Source organism: Nostoc sp. (genome assembly GCF_036917515.1).
GTDB lineage: Bacteria > Cyanobacteriota > Cyanobacteriia > Cyanobacteriales > Nostocaceae > Nostoc.
Genome location: NZ_JBALDE010000176.1, coordinates 12,268 through 29,668 on the forward strand (window position 1 = coordinate 12,268; position 17,401 = coordinate 29,668).

General features: G+C 41.5%; 16 protein-coding genes and 3 pseudogenes. 14 read left to right on the top strand and 5 right to left on the bottom strand.

The window, feature by feature from the left end; all coding sequences use genetic code 11:
- Nucleotides 1-30 precede the first annotated feature (30 nt).
- Nucleotides 31-648 (top strand): NUDIX hydrolase, encoded by a 618-nt coding sequence (locus V7K89_RS23520; RefSeq protein WP_335191439.1) that lies wholly within the window; start codon nucleotides 31-33, stop codon nucleotides 646-648.
- Nucleotides 649-881: 233 nt separating this feature from the next.
- Entirely contained in the window at nucleotides 882-1,763 is an 882-nt protein-coding gene (locus V7K89_RS23525; protein ID WP_335191441.1) for a TauD/TfdA dioxygenase family protein, read from the top strand.
- 149 nt (nucleotides 1,764-1,912) lie between these two features.
- Here V7K89_RS23525 and V7K89_RS23530 read toward each other — a convergent pair whose 3' ends face one another.
- Together V7K89_RS23530 and V7K89_RS23535 are read right to left on the bottom strand one after the other, a co-directional pair.
- Nucleotides 1,913-4,072: a serine/threonine-protein kinase gene (locus V7K89_RS23530; RefSeq protein WP_335191442.1), complete on the bottom strand. Its 2,160-nt coding sequence runs from the start codon at nucleotides 4,070-4,072 to the stop codon at nucleotides 1,913-1,915.
- Between the two features lie 43 nt (nucleotides 4,073-4,115).
- Nucleotides 4,116-5,816, bottom strand: coding sequence for a serine/threonine-protein kinase (locus V7K89_RS23535; RefSeq protein ID WP_335191443.1), 1,701 nt, complete (start codon nucleotides 5,814-5,816; stop codon nucleotides 4,116-4,118).
- Nucleotides 5,817-5,943: 127 nt separating this feature from the next.
- Between V7K89_RS23535 and V7K89_RS23540 the strand changes: the two genes are divergently transcribed.
- Nucleotides 5,944-7,458, top strand: coding sequence for a phenylacetate--CoA ligase family protein (locus tag V7K89_RS23540; protein ID WP_335191445.1), 1,515 nt, complete (start codon nucleotides 5,944-5,946; stop codon nucleotides 7,456-7,458).
- Between the two features lie 24 nt (nucleotides 7,459-7,482).
- Here the strand turns inward: V7K89_RS23540 and V7K89_RS23545 are convergent, their stop codons facing one another.
- Nucleotides 7,483-8,103 (bottom strand): transposase, encoded by a 621-nt coding sequence (locus V7K89_RS23545; RefSeq protein ID WP_335191447.1) that lies wholly within the window; start codon nucleotides 8,101-8,103, stop codon nucleotides 7,483-7,485.
- Nucleotides 8,104-8,160: 57 nt separating this feature from the next.
- Between V7K89_RS23545 and V7K89_RS23550 the strand changes: the two genes are divergently transcribed.
- Nucleotides 8,161-8,361 (top strand): hypothetical protein, encoded by a 201-nt coding sequence (locus V7K89_RS23550; RefSeq protein WP_335191449.1) that lies wholly within the window; start codon nucleotides 8,161-8,163, stop codon nucleotides 8,359-8,361.
- 101 nt (nucleotides 8,362-8,462) lie between these two features.
- Here the strand turns inward: V7K89_RS23550 and V7K89_RS23555 are convergent, their stop codons facing one another.
- Nucleotides 8,463-9,959, bottom strand: coding sequence for a HEAT repeat domain-containing protein (locus tag V7K89_RS23555; protein ID WP_335191452.1), 1,497 nt, complete (start codon nucleotides 9,957-9,959; stop codon nucleotides 8,463-8,465).
- Nucleotides 9,960-10,130: 171 nt separating this feature from the next.
- Here V7K89_RS23555 and V7K89_RS23560 point away from each other — a divergent pair, with 171 nt between their 5' ends.
- From V7K89_RS23560 to V7K89_RS23580, 5 genes and pseudogenes are all read left to right on the top strand, one after another.
- Nucleotides 10,131-10,370 carry a hypothetical protein gene (locus V7K89_RS23560; RefSeq protein ID WP_335191454.1) on the top strand — a complete coding sequence of 80 codons (240 nt, stop codon included), beginning with the start codon at nucleotides 10,131-10,133 and terminating at the stop codon, nucleotides 10,368-10,370.
- Between the two features lie 494 nt (nucleotides 10,371-10,864).
- Nucleotides 10,865-11,257, top strand: coding sequence for a hypothetical protein (locus tag V7K89_RS23565; protein ID WP_335191456.1), 393 nt, complete (start codon nucleotides 10,865-10,867; stop codon nucleotides 11,255-11,257).
- Between the two features lie 31 nt (nucleotides 11,258-11,288).
- A complete protein-coding gene (locus tag V7K89_RS23570) occupies nucleotides 11,289-11,483 on the top strand; it encodes a hypothetical protein (protein WP_335191458.1) in 195 nt (64 codons plus the stop codon).
- A pseudogene (locus V7K89_RS23575) lies at nucleotides 11,431-11,595 on the top strand (phenylacetate--CoA ligase family protein); the annotation flags it as partial. The gene V7K89_RS23570 and the pseudogene V7K89_RS23575, both read left to right, overlap by 53 nt.
- Before the next feature lie 770 nt (nucleotides 11,596-12,365).
- On the top strand, nucleotides 12,366-14,435 hold the full coding sequence (locus V7K89_RS23580) for a calcium-binding protein (RefSeq protein WP_335191460.1): 2,070 nt from the start codon (nucleotides 12,366-12,368) through the stop codon (nucleotides 14,433-14,435).
- 733 nt (nucleotides 14,436-15,168) lie between these two features.
- Here the strand turns inward: V7K89_RS23580 and V7K89_RS23585 are convergent.
- Nucleotides 15,169-15,510, bottom strand: coding sequence for a HEAT repeat domain-containing protein (locus tag V7K89_RS23585; protein ID WP_335191524.1), 342 nt, complete (start codon nucleotides 15,508-15,510; stop codon nucleotides 15,169-15,171).
- 7 nt (nucleotides 15,511-15,517) lie between these two features.
- Here V7K89_RS23585 and V7K89_RS23590 point away from each other — a divergent pair, with 7 nt between their 5' ends.
- The 5 genes and pseudogenes from V7K89_RS23590 to V7K89_RS36035 all read left to right on the top strand — a co-directional run.
- Nucleotides 15,518-15,742, top strand: a complete 225-nt coding sequence (locus V7K89_RS23590) for a hypothetical protein (RefSeq protein WP_335191462.1) — start codon at nucleotides 15,518-15,520, stop codon at nucleotides 15,740-15,742.
- A 129-nt stretch (nucleotides 15,743-15,871) separates the two neighbouring features.
- On the top strand, nucleotides 15,872-16,036 hold the full coding sequence (locus tag V7K89_RS23595; protein WP_335191464.1) for a transposase family protein: 165 nt from the start codon (nucleotides 15,872-15,874) through the stop codon (nucleotides 16,034-16,036).
- Nucleotides 16,014-16,379 carry a hypothetical protein gene (locus V7K89_RS23600; protein WP_335191466.1) on the top strand — a complete coding sequence of 122 codons (366 nt, stop codon included), beginning with the start codon at nucleotides 16,014-16,016 and terminating at the stop codon, nucleotides 16,377-16,379. The genes V7K89_RS23595 and V7K89_RS23600 overlap by 23 nt, the downstream gene beginning before the upstream one ends.
- A pseudogene (locus V7K89_RS23605) lies at nucleotides 16,357-16,494 on the top strand (transposase); the annotation flags it as partial. The gene V7K89_RS23600 and the pseudogene V7K89_RS23605, both read left to right, overlap by 23 nt.
- 17 nt (nucleotides 16,495-16,511) lie before the next feature.
- Nucleotides 16,512-17,296, top strand: a pseudogene (locus tag V7K89_RS36035) (bifunctional DNA primase/helicase); the annotation flags it as partial.
- Between the last annotated feature and the right edge of the window lie 105 nt (nucleotides 17,297-17,401).

The window sequence follows — 17,401 nt, forward strand, 5'->3', positions numbered from 1 at the left end:
GCACTAAATTACACAAATTTAGAAAAAACTGTGGAAACTAAATGGCTGGAATGGGCACAAAAGTTACAAGCGATCGCTCAAAATGGTTTGACTTATTCTGAAAATCCTTTTGATATCGAACGTTACAAACAATTACGAGCGATCGCCACAGAAATCATGGCGAGTTGCTCAAATGTAGAACACAGCTATGTCCTCGATTTATTTAGCCGTGAACTAGGATATGCAACTCCCAAAGTTGATGTACGGGCAGCTATTTTTCGTGACGATACTATATTGTTAGTCAAAGAACGAATAGACGGCTGTTGGACTTTACCTGGTGGATGGGCTGATGTTGGCGAGTCACCCAGTGAAGCAGTTGTGAAAGAAGTATATGAAGAATCGGGATATCAGGCACGCACTATTAAACTTTTAGCAGTGTATGACAGAAACAAACAGGGACATCCACCATTACCGTTTTATGTCTACAAGCTGTTTTTTCACTGTGAACTTATTGGTGGTTCTCCATCATCAAGTATTGAGACTGAAGAAGTAGGTTTTTTCCCTGAAGGTGCGTTACCAGAACTTTCTCTCGGACGTGTGACACCAGTACAAATAAATCGACTTTTTCAACATTATCGCCAATCAGATTTACCGACAGACTTTGATTAGTAGCTACTTCGATATTTAATATACTTTGCTAAATTTTTTAGGTAAGATATTACTACATAAATTTCCTAGCTACACTAATTAACTAAGTAGGAAAATATAAATAAACTTAACTATATCAGTCAAGAGCACTATAGCTAAAAACCTCTTCCCTCCTGCCTCCTGCCTCCTGCCTTGTCTTAATTTATTTATGTCACTCTACTTATATAGTTTGCTGCCAAAATAAATGCATAGCAATGACTCAAATTACTCAACAACCACACCTAATCCAGCACCATCCAAGACTCGGAATTGAAGTCCTGCGCGGTTGCAATCTTAACTGCCTCACAAATCTAGAGTCGCGTGAATTAAAAGAATCACTTTGGAAACATGGCGTTGTAGTCGTCAGACAGCAACAGCTTACCGCAGAACAATTAAAAGAATTTGCCAAGCAGACTTTTGGCGATTTTATGTTTGGCGGCCCTCCAAAAACATTAGATCCCGATCTTAGTCCAGACTTACAAAGTCAATATGTTTATATATTGGGCAATCCTAAAGGGCCAGTTCCCGATCGCGTCGGGGAATATGCGTGGCAATGGCATCATGATAAAGATGGTCTCCCCAGTATAGAGGGACTAGATATGAACGCACTATATGTTGTGATGCTTTATGGAATACAAGTGCCGGAAGGTGTAGATGGCCAACCTCATACTACCGAGTTCCTCGATATGGTAGAAGCTTACAATAACCTAGATCCTCAACATCAGCAGCAATTAGAGCAGATGTCGATGTATCACTTGCCACCAATGTTTTCTAAAAAACCCAATGTAGAGACTGATATACCGAGGAAACTGCATCCGATTGTGTCCACTCACAAAGTCACTGGTAAAAAGGGATTATATTTAGGTTCGGACACTGCGATCGCAGTTGGTATGGAAGATCGACCAGAAGAAGCAAAACGTTTCTGGGAAGATTTGTTTGCGACTGTTCTAGACTGCACGCCAGTCTACTCCTATATTTGGCAGCCAGGAGATATTGTTTTTTGGGACAACTCACAGGTGATGCACAGAGGAAGACCCTACGATCCAATGAAGCACCAGCGAATTGCGTTGCGTTTAGGTGTAGTAGAGACAGGTTGAAAGACATTACTATAGCAAGGGACTGGGGGACTGAGGACTGGGTGAAAAGTCTTCGTCTTGAAAAGTTTAGATGCGTGCGGCGGGCTACGCCAACGGCAAAAGCCGCTGCTCCGACGCCAATACAAACTTCTGACTTCCGCCTTGCGGTACTATGGCGTTGTCTCAGGAGTTGGTATTGGTGTAGGTTCAGGTTCAGGTGTAGAAGTTTCTATAGGCGTGGGTATTGGCTTTGGTGTTGGCGTGGGAGCTGCTGTTGGCGTGGGAGTTTCCGTGGGAGTTGCTGTTGGAAATGGGAGAGGAGTGGGATTTTCTGCTGTAATAGTGAGTTGATAATCTACTGGTTTCGTTGCCGTGGAAACCACGACAAACTCATAAAATCCATTTTCTGGTAATTTAGTTGACAAACTACGCTTGGTAGAATCTTCTAAAAACCGAATTTTTCCAGAAGGTGAATAGACTGATAACAAAACTTGAGAATTTGCTTCTAGCTTCAAGTCTAGAGATTGGTCTTTGGCAAGTCCAGCAATGAATACTTTACCACCACCAGGTTGGAGAGTACCGTTGACTGTTTTGCCAGTAGCCCCCGGATCGAAGACAAGTTTCTGGAAAGCGCTACCGTCAAGGATTGCACTGAGTCGATCGCTAACAAATCCGTACCAAACTTGTCCAATGGGCTGACCTTTGAAATTTTTACCCCGCTGCTCAGGAAATACACTCAAAAAAGCCGCATCTCCTAAATCAGACAAAGAACGACTACCAACGTTGATATTGTTGACTTCCACTTTCCAGCGATCGCGTTCAGCAGTTGTGTAAGTTCCCAGTTTTTGGCGTGCATTATTACTCAATGGTGCAAGCTTTTCTAGTAATTCTGAAGCTGTTTTATCCCATTCTGCACGCAAACTTTCATCTTCAGGGCCATTACCGAGAGTACGTCCCCGTAAACTGGGATTTCTGTCCCAAAAAACTTGATTCACCAAGTTCACGTAGAAGTTAGAGTCGATACCCAACTGTTGACGGCGATCGCTTAATCTTTCTTTGCGTTCTCTTTCTGCTGGCGAATATTGTGCTAAAGGATCGGTTGGTTGTTCGCTAGTTGGAGTAGGGCTGGCTGTAGGATTAGGTTGGACTTGCCCGACATCGCGCCTGCCATTCAATCCCCACCAAATTAATCCCACACTACCAACTACTAGCGCCGTCACCAGGAAGGTTTTTGTTGGTGTCCACCAGGAGGAAGAGGGGGAAGATGAGGGATATGAGGGGGATGGAGAAGGTGGGGGAGGTGGGGAGACGGCAACGGTGGCGGATGTGGGTTGTGGCGGAGTGGGATATTGAGTTGGCGGATAGTTCGCTGGGGGTGAGTTGAGGGCTTGGAGTACTTGACGGGCTGATTGATAGCGATCGCTTGGTCTAGGAGATAGCATTTTATCTAATACCTGTGCCAAATTTTGACTCAGATTAACTTCCCGTCGCCATTGCCAACTGAGAGTATAGGTATCAATTAATTCTTGGGGTTGTTTCCCTGTCAGTAAAACCAACATTGTTGCTGCCAAAGCATACAAGTCGCTGTGGGGAGATACTAACCCTGTTTGCATTTGTTCTGGGGGCGCAAATCCGATTTTACCTAATAGAGTTGGTGCTGGTGGAGGTGCAACCATACCAGGTTGGTAATATTCGGAAGCCACGGTTGCTACTACTTGTTTGACACCGCCAAAATCAATTAAAACTGGCAGTTTGTCAACAGTGCGAAGCATTAAATTATCTGGGGAAATATCTCGATGAATTACTCCTAGAGAGTGAATGTATTCTAAAACTGGCAAAATTGAAAGCAGAAGAAAGCGTATTTCCGTCTCTGTAAAGCGCAGACCCTGTTGTATACGACTATTTAACAAAGAATTGTAAGTTTCCCCTTCTACATAATCTTGCACCAAAAACAGATATTCTTTGCCCCCTAAATTTAGCCGTAGCAGTTCCCGAAAGCGGGGAATTTGAGGATGTTGCAGTTTATAAAGAACACTCGCTTCTCTTTCAAAGAGTTCTTCAGCTTTTTGGACAACGTAATCGGTTTGAACTTGGGGTGAAAATTCTTTTAAAACACAAAGTTCTCGGAAACGGTTGACATCTTCAGCTAAATAAGTACGTCCGAAGCCACCTTGGCCAATTTGACGCACGATCGCATAACGATCGCCTAAAGTCTGTCCCGCTTGTATACTATAACTCATGGGCGCATCCAACAAATTTTCACCACACTGAAGACAAAAGCGACTAGCTGGGGAATTTTCATGTCCTTTAGAACAATATATTTTAGTCATTTGTCATTTGTCATTTGTCATTTGTTACTCTTCCCCAGTCCTCTTATTTGCCAGATTGTATTTTACTAACTCGATCGGCTGCGATCGCATACCAAATTTGACCAAAAGTCTGTTGATTGAGTTTCTTACGCTCTTGCTCGGGAAACAACCGATCAAATTTTTCATTTGTGTCTTTAGTCAATTGATCAATTGTATAGTTTCCAAACTGCCCCGATCGCGCTTGTCGTCTCCATGTATCGTAATCTTTTTGACTATAGTTCCCCAATTTCTGACGAGCTACTGTACTTAGGTTAGCCTGGTCTAATTTATCCAATAAATCATTAGCAATACCAGACCATTCATTTCGTAAACCAGCGTCTTCAGGTTTAGATGTCAGGCTACGTCCTTTTAATTCTGGTTTTTTTGTATAAAATAAATCATCTACTGTGCGAATAAAAAATCCTTCAGTAATTTCTAGCTCTTGACGACGACTGATAATTTTCTGGAGGTTGCCATTTTTTCCTTTGTCGCTACCTGGTTTACCACTGGGATTGGGAAACTGGGGAATTTGCGGTAATGAAATTGATGGGATAGTAATTGAAGTTACACTCTTAATCACTGCATTTACCACCGCCCAAGCACCTGCACCAGTTAAGACAATTAAAGCCGTTCCCCCTAAACTCATCATAAAAGGGCGAATCCAAACAGGGAAAGATGCTGGTTTAGCAATTGCTTGCGTTTGCCTTTGGAATCTACTCATCACCGCACTGGCGCGTTGTCTTCCGGGAGCAACTACCATTGTTTTAATCTTGGTGGTAATAGAATTACCTAGAGATTTAGTTGTAGTTGACAATGGTAAATCTCTGAGGATTTGCTCGGCTCGTTGGTAGCGATCGCTCGGTCTATAAGCCAGCATCTTTTTTAACACCGCTTCCAGTTGGGGACTAACTTGGATTTGCTTTCCCCACCCCCAAATTCCCTGATAGCTGTCGTATAATTTTTGTGGTTCTTCACCTGTGAGCAACACTAATGTTGTCACCGCCAAAGAATATAAATCACTACTAAAAAATGCCTTTCCCTGCCGTAGTTGTTCTTCTGGGGCGTAGCCTTTTTTACCCAACAAAGTATTATTTTCAGCCAACTTGGTACGCCAAAAACCTTGAGAAGCTGGCAATTGCTTAACGCCACCAAAATCAATTAGTACTGGCAAATTATCAGAACGCCGCCAGATTAGATTATCGGGAGAAATATCACGGTGAATTACATCTTGTGAGTGGATGTATGATAAAACAGGTAAAATTTGTTGCAGGAGAGTGATTACTTCCTCTTCACTAAAGTTTTTTCCTTGACTTTCACGTTGTTCTAATAACTGGTAGTAATTGTCACCATCCACATAATCTTGTACTAAAAAGAAAAAATCTTTAGTGCCTATCTTCACTTGTAGCGAGGCGTGAAAACGGGGAATCTGTGGATGTTGGAGTTTTTTTAGAACATTTGCTTCTCTCTCAAATAACTCTTTAGCTTTTTGTAAATCTTGATTTTCTTGTACTTGGGGTGCAAATTCCTTCAGCACACAGGTTTGATGGGATTTATTGATATCTTCCGCCAAATAGGTGCGTCCAAAGCCGCCCTGCCCTAAATGACGGATAATTTGATAGCGATTATCCACAACCTGTCCCACAGCAAGAGGTAATGGTTCACCACAATGAATACAAAAGCGGTTACTACCATTATTTGTGTGTTGTTTACTGCAATAAAGCTGCATGGTGCTGAAGGATAAATTAAGGTTTTATTGAAAGACTACAACGTGCATACCCTCATTTTCGGATATTCTACGAATTACGAATTATTTTAACGGTATTGATTTTACTTCAGGATCTACAACAAGCGTCATGAACGGCAAATCAAGACAACAGCAAGTAATTAAAGCATTTGAAGACTTTTTGTCTACCCCTCTAGAAACGATATTACAACGGCATCTCAACACTCAAATTCCGTCAGCTTTGAGTTTATTTCACGATGTGGTGGCGAATGTACCAGCCTACAAGGCGTTTTTAGAAGAAAGGGAAATTAATCCCGCGACTATTCAAACCTTAGAGGAATTTCAGAAATTACCAGCGATCGCTAAACAAAATTATATACTGCGTTATCCTCTGGCTAACTTATGCCGCAACGGACAACTCCAGGCGTGCGACATGATAGCTGCTTCATCAGGTTCCAGTGGGAAACCGACATTTTGGCCTCGTTTTTTCACAGATGAACTCCAAATTGCCACACGCTTTGAACAGATTTTTCACGATAGTTTCTATGCAGATACCAGACGTACCCTAGCAGTGATTTGTTTCTCTTTAGGCACTTGGGTAGGTGGGATGTTTACCACTAATTGCTGTCGTTATCTTGCTAGCAAAGGTTATCTGATTACTGTAATTACTCCTGGTAACAACAAAGAAGAAATCTTGCGAGTTGTGCAGGAACTAGGCTCAGGTTTTGAGCAAGTTGTGTTGTTGGGATACCCGCCATTTTTAAAAGATGTGATTGATACTGGTATCGCTCGTGGTATGGAGTGGCAGCAATATCAGATTAAATTAGTGATGGCGGGAGAAGTATTTAGTGAAGAATGGCGAAGTTTAGTTGGCGAAAGAGTTGGTTCGCGAAATCCTTGCTATGATTTTGCATCACTTTACGGCACTGCGGATGCGGGAGTTTTGGGTAATGAAACACCGTTAAGTATCTACATTCGCCGTTTTTTGGCAGAAAATCCCGATGCAGCAAGAGCTTTATTTGGGGAATCGCGTTTACCCACATTAGTACAATACGATCCTTTCACTCGCTTTTTTGAAGTTCAAGATGGCGGATTGCTGTTTTCGGGAGATAACGGTATTCCCTTAGTGCGTTATGACATCTTGGATACTGGCGGGATAATTAGTTATGATGCCATGCTGCAATTTTTAGCTGAATGGAGATTTAACCCGCTGGAAAATCTGCGTTCTGATACTCAAGAATCACCAAGAGGTATTCATCAGCTACCTTTTGTTTATGTCTTCGGGCGTTCTAACTTTACAATTTCTTACTTTGGGGCAAATATCTATCCCGAAAATGTAACGGTGGGATTAGAACAACCAGTAATTCAAGAATGGGTGACAGGTAAATTCGTGTTGCAGGTAAAGGAAGATGCTGACAAAAACCGATTTTTATCTGTAGTTGTGGAATTAGCACTAGGGGTAGAGGGTAGTGAAGCTCAAAGAGAAGCGATCACATCTTCGATTCTTTCACAATTGTTACGTCTCAATAGCGAGTTTGCTAATTATGTTCCGGTAGAATATCAAATACTACAGGTTACATTAGCACCGATGGGTGATTTTGAATATTTCCCGATTGGGGTGAAACATCGTTATACACGTCAATAGTACAAGACGCGATGAATCGCGTCTCTACAAGGGGGGTGGTTGTTCGCGATCGCGTTCCCAATTGATTGGGTTATTGATAATATATTGTCTAATTTTATCGAGGGCGAATTCATTACGAATTATATTGTCATGGAATCTTTCTTGCCATCCAAAACCTTGATAGATTTGATTAATTTCAAATGTACATCGTCCTTTGTACCATCTAACAATTTTAGAAAGGGAATTTTTAGACAACATCGGATTAAATAACCCAGTAACCCCACCCCGTTGACCATTCCCCCTTGTAGAGACGCGATTCATCGCGTCTTCTTGTTGTATTTGATTCGCGTCTCCTTCTCGTATTTGATTAACAACCAAAATCCCATGAATATGATTAGGCATGACGCAAAACGAATCTATCTGGCAATTAGAAAAATGATTAGGAATCTCATACCACAATTTCTGAGCAATTTCTCCCATTGGCGATCGCTGCATTTCACCATCCACAATCTCACCAAAAAAGCATTTCTTACCATCTGTGCAAATAGTAACGAAATATCCAGCATTACTGGTATAACTCCATGCTGGCAAACGCGTTGAATCTATTCGATATTTACCTTTGTATTTCGGCTTGTTGTCTTTTGGTTGAGGATTGTCATTATTCATAATTACATCTTTTGTTGAGGCAAAAACTTATGCTAGTATTGCCTTGCATTTATGTAATTGCCAACCCAAAAAATTCGGAATTATTCTCATTATGTAAATGGGGGAAATAAAGACGCGATGAATCGCGTCTCTACAAGGGGCGATCGCGAAAACGCTCGCATCTCCATGCTGTTTACAATATCTGTTTTAGTAGGGGCGATGTCTGCTACGGGCTACGCCTACGCATTCCCTGGATTGCAGAAAGATCGGACGCGATAGATTTACGAGACGCTTACGAGATGCGATGAATCGCGTCTTTACAAGGGATTGCTGCTTCCACATTTTGCTTATGTTTTGGCTGGAGGAAGTATTTTTCTTTCCTACTCTCCATTTTTCACTTTCTCTTGTTGATGCCAAGCTTGATAAAAAGCGGGGTAGGGCATACTTTGGGCGCACTTCCAGATAATTTCGTAACAATTATCAAATCGCTTAAAGTCATTTTTGTAAGTTTCAGGTGATAAGTAATGCTTCAATACAGTAACAACATTCGGCATCTGTTCCTCTAACAGAATTTGCCCTAAGCTATATGCTGCGTGGGATCGGGTATCATCATCCAGTTGTGGATTGCCGATTAACTCCACCAAAGCATCAATCACTTTTTCGTTGCCAGAGCTAATTTGCCCTAAGCTTTTTGCCGCTTGCAATCGGGTACCATCATCCAGTTGTAGTTTGGCGATTAACTCCACCAAAGCATTAATTGCTTTTTGGCTGCCAGAGCTAATTTCCCCTAAGCTAGATGCAGCTTGCCATCGGGTATGATCATCCAGTTGTGGTTTGCCGATTAATTCCACCAAAGCATCAATTGCTTTTTGGTTGCCAGAGTCAATTTGCCCTAAGCTAGATGCAGCTTGCCATCGGATATCATCATTCAGTTGTGGTTTGGCGATTAATTCCACCAAAGCATCAATTGCTTTTTGGCTGCCAAAGCTAATTTCCTTTAAGCTAGATGCAGCTTGCCATCGGATATAATCATCCAGTTGTGGTTTGGCGATTAACTCCACCAAAGCATCAATCGCTTTTTGGTTGCCAGAGTCAATTTGCCCTAAGCTAGATGCAGCTTGCCATCGGATATCATCATCCAGTTGTGGTTTGACGATTAACTCCACCAAAGCATCAATCGCTTTTTGGCTGCCACAGCCAATTTGCCCTAAGCTAGATGCAGCTCGCCGTCGGATATCATCATCCAGTTGTGGTTTGGCGATTAACTCCACCAAAGCATCAATCGCTTTTTGGTTGCCAGAGTCAATTTTCCCTAAGCTAGATACCGCTAGCCTTTGGGTAAAATCATCCAGTTGTGGTTTGGCGATTAACTCCACCAAAGCATCAATCGCTTTTTGATTGCCAGAGTCAATTCGCCCTAAGCTTTCTGCCGCTAGCCTTCGGGTAGAATCATCCAGTTGTGGTTTGGCGATTAACTCCACCAAAGCAGCGATCGCTTTTTGGTTGCCAGGGTCAATTCGCCCTAAGCTTTCTGCAGCTTGCCATCGGGTAAAATCATCCAGTTGTGGTTTGGCAATTAACTCCACCAAAGCATCAATCGCTTTTTGGTTGCCAGGGTCAATTTCCCCTAAGCTAGATGCAGCTTGCCATCGGATATCATCATCCAGTTGTGGTTTGGCGATTAACTCCACCAAAGCATCAATCGCTTTTTGGTTGCCAGAGCTAATTTTCCTTAAGCTTTCTGCCGCTAGCCATCGGGTAAAATCATCCAGTTGTGGTTTGGCGATTAACTCTACCAAAGCATCAATCACTAATGCTTCTACCAGACTAAGTACATTTTCTAAAACTGATTCATCTCCACGAATATTTCTTGACATCAGTCAAATATAAAGAAAATAAAAATAATTTTTAATTACCCAAACAAACAAGCTTCCCCAAACCGCAAAACCTGATGATACAAGCATTATAGACGCTGCGTGGGGGATGTGTATGGGGAAATACCCAAAAAAATAATTCACCTTGTCAACCTAAAAACAAGGTAAATTCAAATGTCAGCTAAAAAACCTAGTAAAAGTGTCAGTCAAACAGCGATCGCTTTCTTGCTAACTCTGCAAACAATATTAATTGGCGTAAATGCCGAAAACCGCCTTCAGCAAGGAGACTCACCAATTGAGGTTTTAATTTGGATGATTAACCAGTGTATTCCAGTCCTGAAACAAGCCAGCAGTTTGCAAGAAAAACAGAAAAAGAGCCTGTTACCCAGAGATCGCCGTTGTGAGGATAAATAATTTCATAATCAGTCCTTCGTAGAGACGGCGATTTATCGCGTCTTTCTCTAGATTTATCGCGTCTCTCTCTAATAGGTGTATTTCAAAATTAAAATATGAGTTTTATATGTTAGTTCAGAACACAAGTCCATTCGTTCAGAACACAAGTCCATTCGTTCAGAACACAAGTCTATTCGTTCAGAACACAAGTCCATTTGTTCAGAATACAAGTCCATTCGTTCACAACACAAGTCTATTCGTTCATAACACAAGTTCATTCGTTCAAAACACAAGTCCATTCATTCAGAACACAAGTTCATTCGTTCAAAACACAAGTCCATTCGTTCAGAACACAAATCTGTTCTCAACGATTTGTTATCGAGCGTTGTGTAATTACTGAGCTAGCAATTTAATCTTATTCAAAAAAACACCTTTTTTTGCAAGTTTTACTGAACCACTATATTGTTTCATTAAGACATTCTAGAAAGATAAAGTTTAGTAAAAAGTATGCATTGATGTCACGCAAAAAAAGAAGCTCTCCTGTGCTAGAAAAAACTGAACAGAGAGTAATCGGATTTAAATCGATTAATTCCAGCCTCGACTTTGGTGATTCCATCAGTTTAAACCATTTAACTGAGTTAACCGGGCAACTCCGCAACCAAATTGACCAGTATAATATGATGCTAACCGCCCTTGACTCCGCAAAGGCAGAAATAGAAACCCTTGAAAAGAGCATTCGGGAAACTTCAGAACGCTTAGTCAGTGGTGTGGCGTTGAAGTATGGCAAAGACAGCCGGGAATACGAAATGACAGGCGGAGTACGCAAAAGCGATCGCATTCGTAAAGCCACTATCACCCGGTTAAAATCGACCGCAGACTCAAAAGCAGCTTCTACACAGACAGCGTAACAAGCAACAAATAGGCATCATTCCACCGTGAATGATGCCGATTGCTTTGCGTAGGCGTAGCCCGCCGCAGGCATCGCATAATCACACCTTAGTAGTTAGGCTGACCAGCAAGTTTTATGGTGGGCTGTACTTAGTAAAAACAGCAAAGGAACTCTGCGGCTATAATATAGCTGGAAAGGCAAGCGATCGCATCTTCGATTCTTTCACAACTGCTGCGTCTAAATAGCGAATTTGCTTATGTTCCCGTAGAATATCAAACACCACAAGTTACATTAGCGCCAATGGGTGATTTTGAATATTTCCCCATTGGAGTAAAACATCGTTATACCCGTCAATAAGACAATAGTTTGATTCTTTCTGTGATCGCCTATCTCATTGCACATTGGACTTATCTCCATATTCAGTCTGCATCACCACCTGATTGGGGTCAAGCTGCACAAATAGCTCTTGAATCTATTTTTCCACATATAGTTGTGTATTTTATTTTACTTAATATTGAATGCCTTACTCACCTTACACTTAGTTGTGGTTTTGATATTCATCTTTCTAAGTGCAAGATATATATACATTTATTAACAAATAATGTGAAGAGTATGCAAAGATGTTTTTCAACTATAGACTTCTAAGTAATTTTTCAGTATATACTTATTATCAAGCTCTTTAGCTGTTCTTTATTTTCGAGTTACCTACTCACAGCAATAGTTCACAACAAAGGCATAAAAACCTCTTTCCCTATCAAGAGTCAACTATTCTCTATTTTCTAGATATTAAGTCTGACGCATTGGCTAAAAACTAAATATTAATTGTGAGTTCCAGGCATTTAAACTTGATTTTTTAACGCTTTTTAGTGATTGCTATTGAATTAAAGATAGTAAAAACAAGCCTGAAACTTCCAAATTTCCTCTTGTCGTTAACTGTTGTTATTAGTACTACTTGCAAGTTGATAACAGAGTGAATATTGAAATAAAAATTGCTTGCTCTCAAGGATAATGTAAAAGTATGCCGAAAACGTCAAATTTAAATGAGTTATTGTGCGATAAAACAGCACTAACTACAAATTGAAAACTGAAATTTACTGAAAAAATCGATTTAGGTAGGTAAAAAGGTTATGGCAAATATCATCAATGGCACTAACGGTAATGATACCCTCTATGGGACAACAAATAATGACTTGATTAATGGTTTAGCAGGTGACGATAAACTATATAGCAATAAAAGCTACGACATCCTTAACGGTGATGCTGGTAACGATTACTTGAATGTTTTCTATCCATCAGGCAATACTACCCTCAACGGTGGCACTGGTAATGATACCTTGAATGCTGAAGATTCACCAGGCAATAATAACTTGCTCTTGGGAGGGGATGGCAATGATATTCTCTTGACCTCTGCCGCGACCTCTGACTCTTATATTGGTGAGAACACCCTCAATGGTGGCAATGGAAACGACACTTTTTATATTAAAACACTTTTTGATTATGCTACTTATAGGGGTTTATACAATCAAATTTTAACTGGTGGCGGCGGCAAGGATAAATTTGTTTTCAAGCGGGATCGGTCTCAGACTGGTGTCTTTACCATCACGGATTTTGATGGCATTGGTCAAAACTCAAACCCATCAGCGGCGGTGATTGCTGAAGCGGATACCTTGCAATTTACAAGAGAGCATCCTGATATATATCCTCCTGACCTATTCACTGCAAGAAATCTACAATTAACTCAAAATGGTAGCAATACAGAAATCTCTTTTGAAAAGGCGCTTAATTTGAAAGTGGTCTTACAAAACTTTGCCCTGGAAAACCTAGACAATTTAGCCCAGGTCGGCAATATCGTGTTTGATGGGCAAACTAGCATCAAGGACAGCTTTGATGTCTTCAATGCTAACTCCACCCAAAGCACTATCTTCAACAAGAACACAGTCACCTTTCTTAACGACCTTAACAATAATGTCAACGGCTTTGACAACTCAGATGATGTTATTAATGGTCAGGCAGGTGATGACATCATTAACGGTAAGAGTGGCAACGACTTGCTGCGGGGTGGCGTGGGCAATGATACTCTCATTGGTGGTACTGGTGACGATGTTCTGTTGGATGATTATAATCGCAATGATTTAACAACTAATAATTTGCTCTCTGGGGACGATGGCAATGATTTTCTCTCTGCCTCTAGCATAATTATTAACGGAGACTTGTATGATGGCTATGAGTCTGGCAATAACACTCTCAACGGTGGTGCTGGTAGTGATACCTTGCTTGCTGACTATTCAACAGGCAATAATTTGCTCTCTGGGAACGATGGCAATGATTCTCTCTCTGCTTCTGGCTACTATCAGATTGAAATGGGAGCCGTTAAGGTTTATGGCAATAACACTCTCAACGGTGGTGCTGGTAACGATACCTTGCGTGCTGACTATTCAACAGGCGATAATCTACTCTCTGGGGACGATGGCAATGATTTTCTCTCTGCTTCGGTAGTTAGCAACGTCTCCTTAGAATACTCTTCTTTTAACTCTGCCTCTGGCAATAACACCCTCGATGGTGGCGTTGGGAACGATTATTTAAATATTGACTATTCAAAAGGCGATAATCTACTCTTTGGGGGCAATGGCAATGATTCTCTCTTTGCGTCTGGCTACAAGGATGACTATGAGGACAATGACGCTTCTGGCAATAACACCCTCAACGGTGGCGCTGGTAACGATTACTTAAATATTGACTATTCCAGAGGTAAAAACCTACTTTTTGGGGACGATGGCAATGATTTTCTCTCTGCGGTATCCGCCTCAGGGAAGAACACGCTTGATGGTGGTAATGGCAATGATACCATAAAGGGTGGCAACAGCAATGATAGCCTCTATGGAGGGGATGGTATAGATACCTTTGTTTTCAATAATTACAGTGAAGGTGTTGATACTATCTATGACTTCAACGCCACTAATGAACTGATTCAATTATCGGACAATGGTTTTGATAGCCAATTAAAACCTTCACTTTTAGATAATCAATTCACCATTGGAACATCTGCAACAACAAGCAATCAGCGATTGATCTACGACTTTGATACAGGTGCGCTGTATTTTGATCTTGATGGAAGTGCGAGTACGTTTACTCAGGTAAAATTTGCACAATTATCTGCTGGATTATCACTAACCAAAAACAATTTTGTGGTTGTTTAATCGTGATTAACGCTTTGCCATTATTCTAAATATGGGTTGCGAGGTGCTATTCTAAGCACTTCGCAAACGATAGTACTCAATACAAGTCATTTTGAGTACGCGATCGCCATTTTGTTGAGTAATTTAAATGTTACGCCATCGCCTTATCGTCCAAGTAATTGAGCCATTTGAAGACAAACTGCCGCGATCGTGTCTGCTAACTTTTGCCTACTATACTTTCACTAATCTCAGGCGATCGTAATTATCATGAAATTTATAGCAAGGGACTGGGGATTGAGTGAAAAATCTTGTAGTGTCTAAGTTTTATCACCTGTTGATGTCCTAACCACTTTGGCTGTTGCTATATCTTTGATAATTTAATATTGTCTATGTAACTAAATCTTGGATGCGCTGACGTTCAGCTTTATCCAGTTCTTTCAAAATACAAGTCTAATGCCGTGTGCAACTTTACTCTCAAACCTAACCCCCAAACCCTTACCTACAAGGGTTTGGGGAGAAAGAATCAAAGCCTCTCTTCGTTTCGGGGAGAGGTTTGGAGAAGGGTTTTAACAATATCTATTTTATTAGGGGCGATGTCTGCGATGGGCTACGCCTACGCATTCCCTGGATTGCGCAAAGATCGGAAGCGATAGATTTACCAGACGCTTACGAGATGGGATGAATCGCGTCTTTACAAGGGATTACTGCTTCTACATTTCGCTGATGTTTTGGCTGGAGGAAGTATTTTTCCTTCCTACTCTCCATTTTTCACTTTCTCTTGTTGATGCCAAGCTTGATAAAAAGCTGGGTAGGGCATACTTTGGGCGCACTTCCAGATAACTTTGTAGCAATTATCAAATCGCTCAAAGTCATTTTTGTAAGTTTCAGGTGATAAGTAATCCTTCAACAGGGTGACAACACTCGGCATCTGTTTTTCTAACATAATTTTCCCTAAGCTAGATGCCACTTGCCTTCGGGTATAATCATCCACTTGTGAATTGCCGATTAACTCCACCAAAACAGCGATCGCTTTTTGGTTGGCAGAGCCAATTTGTCCTAAGCTTTCTGCCGCTTGCCTTCGGGTTTGATCATCCAGTTATGGATTGCCGATTAACTCCACCAAAGCAGCGATCACTTTCTTGCTAATTTTGCAAACAATGTTAATTGGCGTAAATGCCGAAAACCGACGTCAGCAAGGAGACTCACTAATCAAGGTTTTAATATCGATGATTAATCAGTATATCCCAGTTCTGAAACAAGCCAGCAGTCTCCAAGAAAAACAGAAAAAGAGCCTGTTACCCACATATCGCCGTTCTGAGGATAAATAATATCACAAGCCCAATTACCCCCCTTATAAAGGCAGGGCTAATTTATTGTGATAAGAGAAAAATTAGAGCAGCCGAAGTTAGCGTAGACTAAATCTTTTAGCGGCTGATTTGATTTTTCCACTCTCCCCTATGAAAGCCAATCTCCTGGAAGCCTTAACCCAAGTGCAAGATTTTCGCGCAGCAAGAGGACAGCGTTATCCATTGTGGTTGCTGCTGCTGGTAGTGATTATGGGGACTATGAGTGGTTGTTTGGGTTATCGTGCCTTAGAAGATGGGAGCTCGTCGGCATCATGAGGCTTTAGTTGTCAATTTACAATTACCTCTAACTCGTTTTCCATCAGACTCGACGTTTCGACGCGTAATTATGGGTATTGATTTTACTGATTTAGCCAAGGTGTTCAATAACTGGGTAAATGATTGGATGCCAACCCAAGAGCTAGACTGGTTAGGAGTTGATGGCAAAAGCATCAAAGCTACTGTCAGCAATTATGACCAGGTAACCCAAGATTTTATCAATGTGGTTTCCATTTTCAATACTCGTTGTGGAGTAGCGATCGCAGTGCCGGAAAAGGGGCTACTTCTTGTATATGTCTTAATCGCCTTGGCGATTGCTATATTTACCACCCTATTCTCCTGACTTAAACAAAATTGAAAACTGTTGGTCTTGGCTTAAAAGCCGTATCCGCAAACAACTTGACAAGTTTGATTGTCTACGAGATGCAATCGAGTTTGTCTTGAACCTAGTGTCCTAATCACCTTGGCGATTGCTATATTTATAGATGAAGCTTGTCAATATCTTGCTCACTTGCTCAAATCGAAAACCTGCAAGTCACACCGAGGGGCTATCCTGGAAGTGCTGGAGTATCTGGTTTACAACACCAAGCTGGTAGTATTGGCTGATGCTCACCTGGATGATTTGACTATCGAGTTTTTCATGAATTTGCGTCCGGCTGGGGAAAAACCCTACATCAAAAATGAGTATTGCTCAGGGGGTCGTCAAGTCTATTGGTACGAGGGAAAACAGCAGTGCAATCGTTGCCGAGTTCCACGCTCAGTTGATGCTGGGTAAAAAGTTGATGATGGTTAGCGATAGCAAGCGATTTATCAAAAAGTTGGAACGGGCGCTCAATGATGGTTCAGCAATTGATGATAGCGATGATACACTCGAACCCAGCGAAGACCGTTAGCTACAAGTCTGGGCTATTCACTCCGAGAATAGCGGCTCTGAGGAGAATGTCATTTTTATCAGAGAGATTAACGTTGCCATTAAGGATATTGACGCTTTTTTAATTACTCCCAGCCTTGGCAGAGGGGTTGACATTTCCAATTATCATTTTAATGCCGTGTTTGGTGTGTTTCATGCTGTAAATCAGTCGGCTACAGAATGCACCCAGCAACTATGGCGGTATCGTCCCAATGTCCCCATCCATGTATGTTTGGGTGGCCCCACGTCCTCCCTTTGGTTACGCCGAAACCAATGCGCGACGCATCAAGGAAAAAATTCTCCAGAAGAACAAGATGACCGCGTTTTTAATTCGCATTAACCGCGAGACATGCATTTCTCACAAGCTTGAAATGCAGAGGTGCACAAAGGCTCCAGGGACGAATGGCACGCTTGTTTTCGGCAAATCCACTATTCATAAGGCTTTTGGGTGTGGG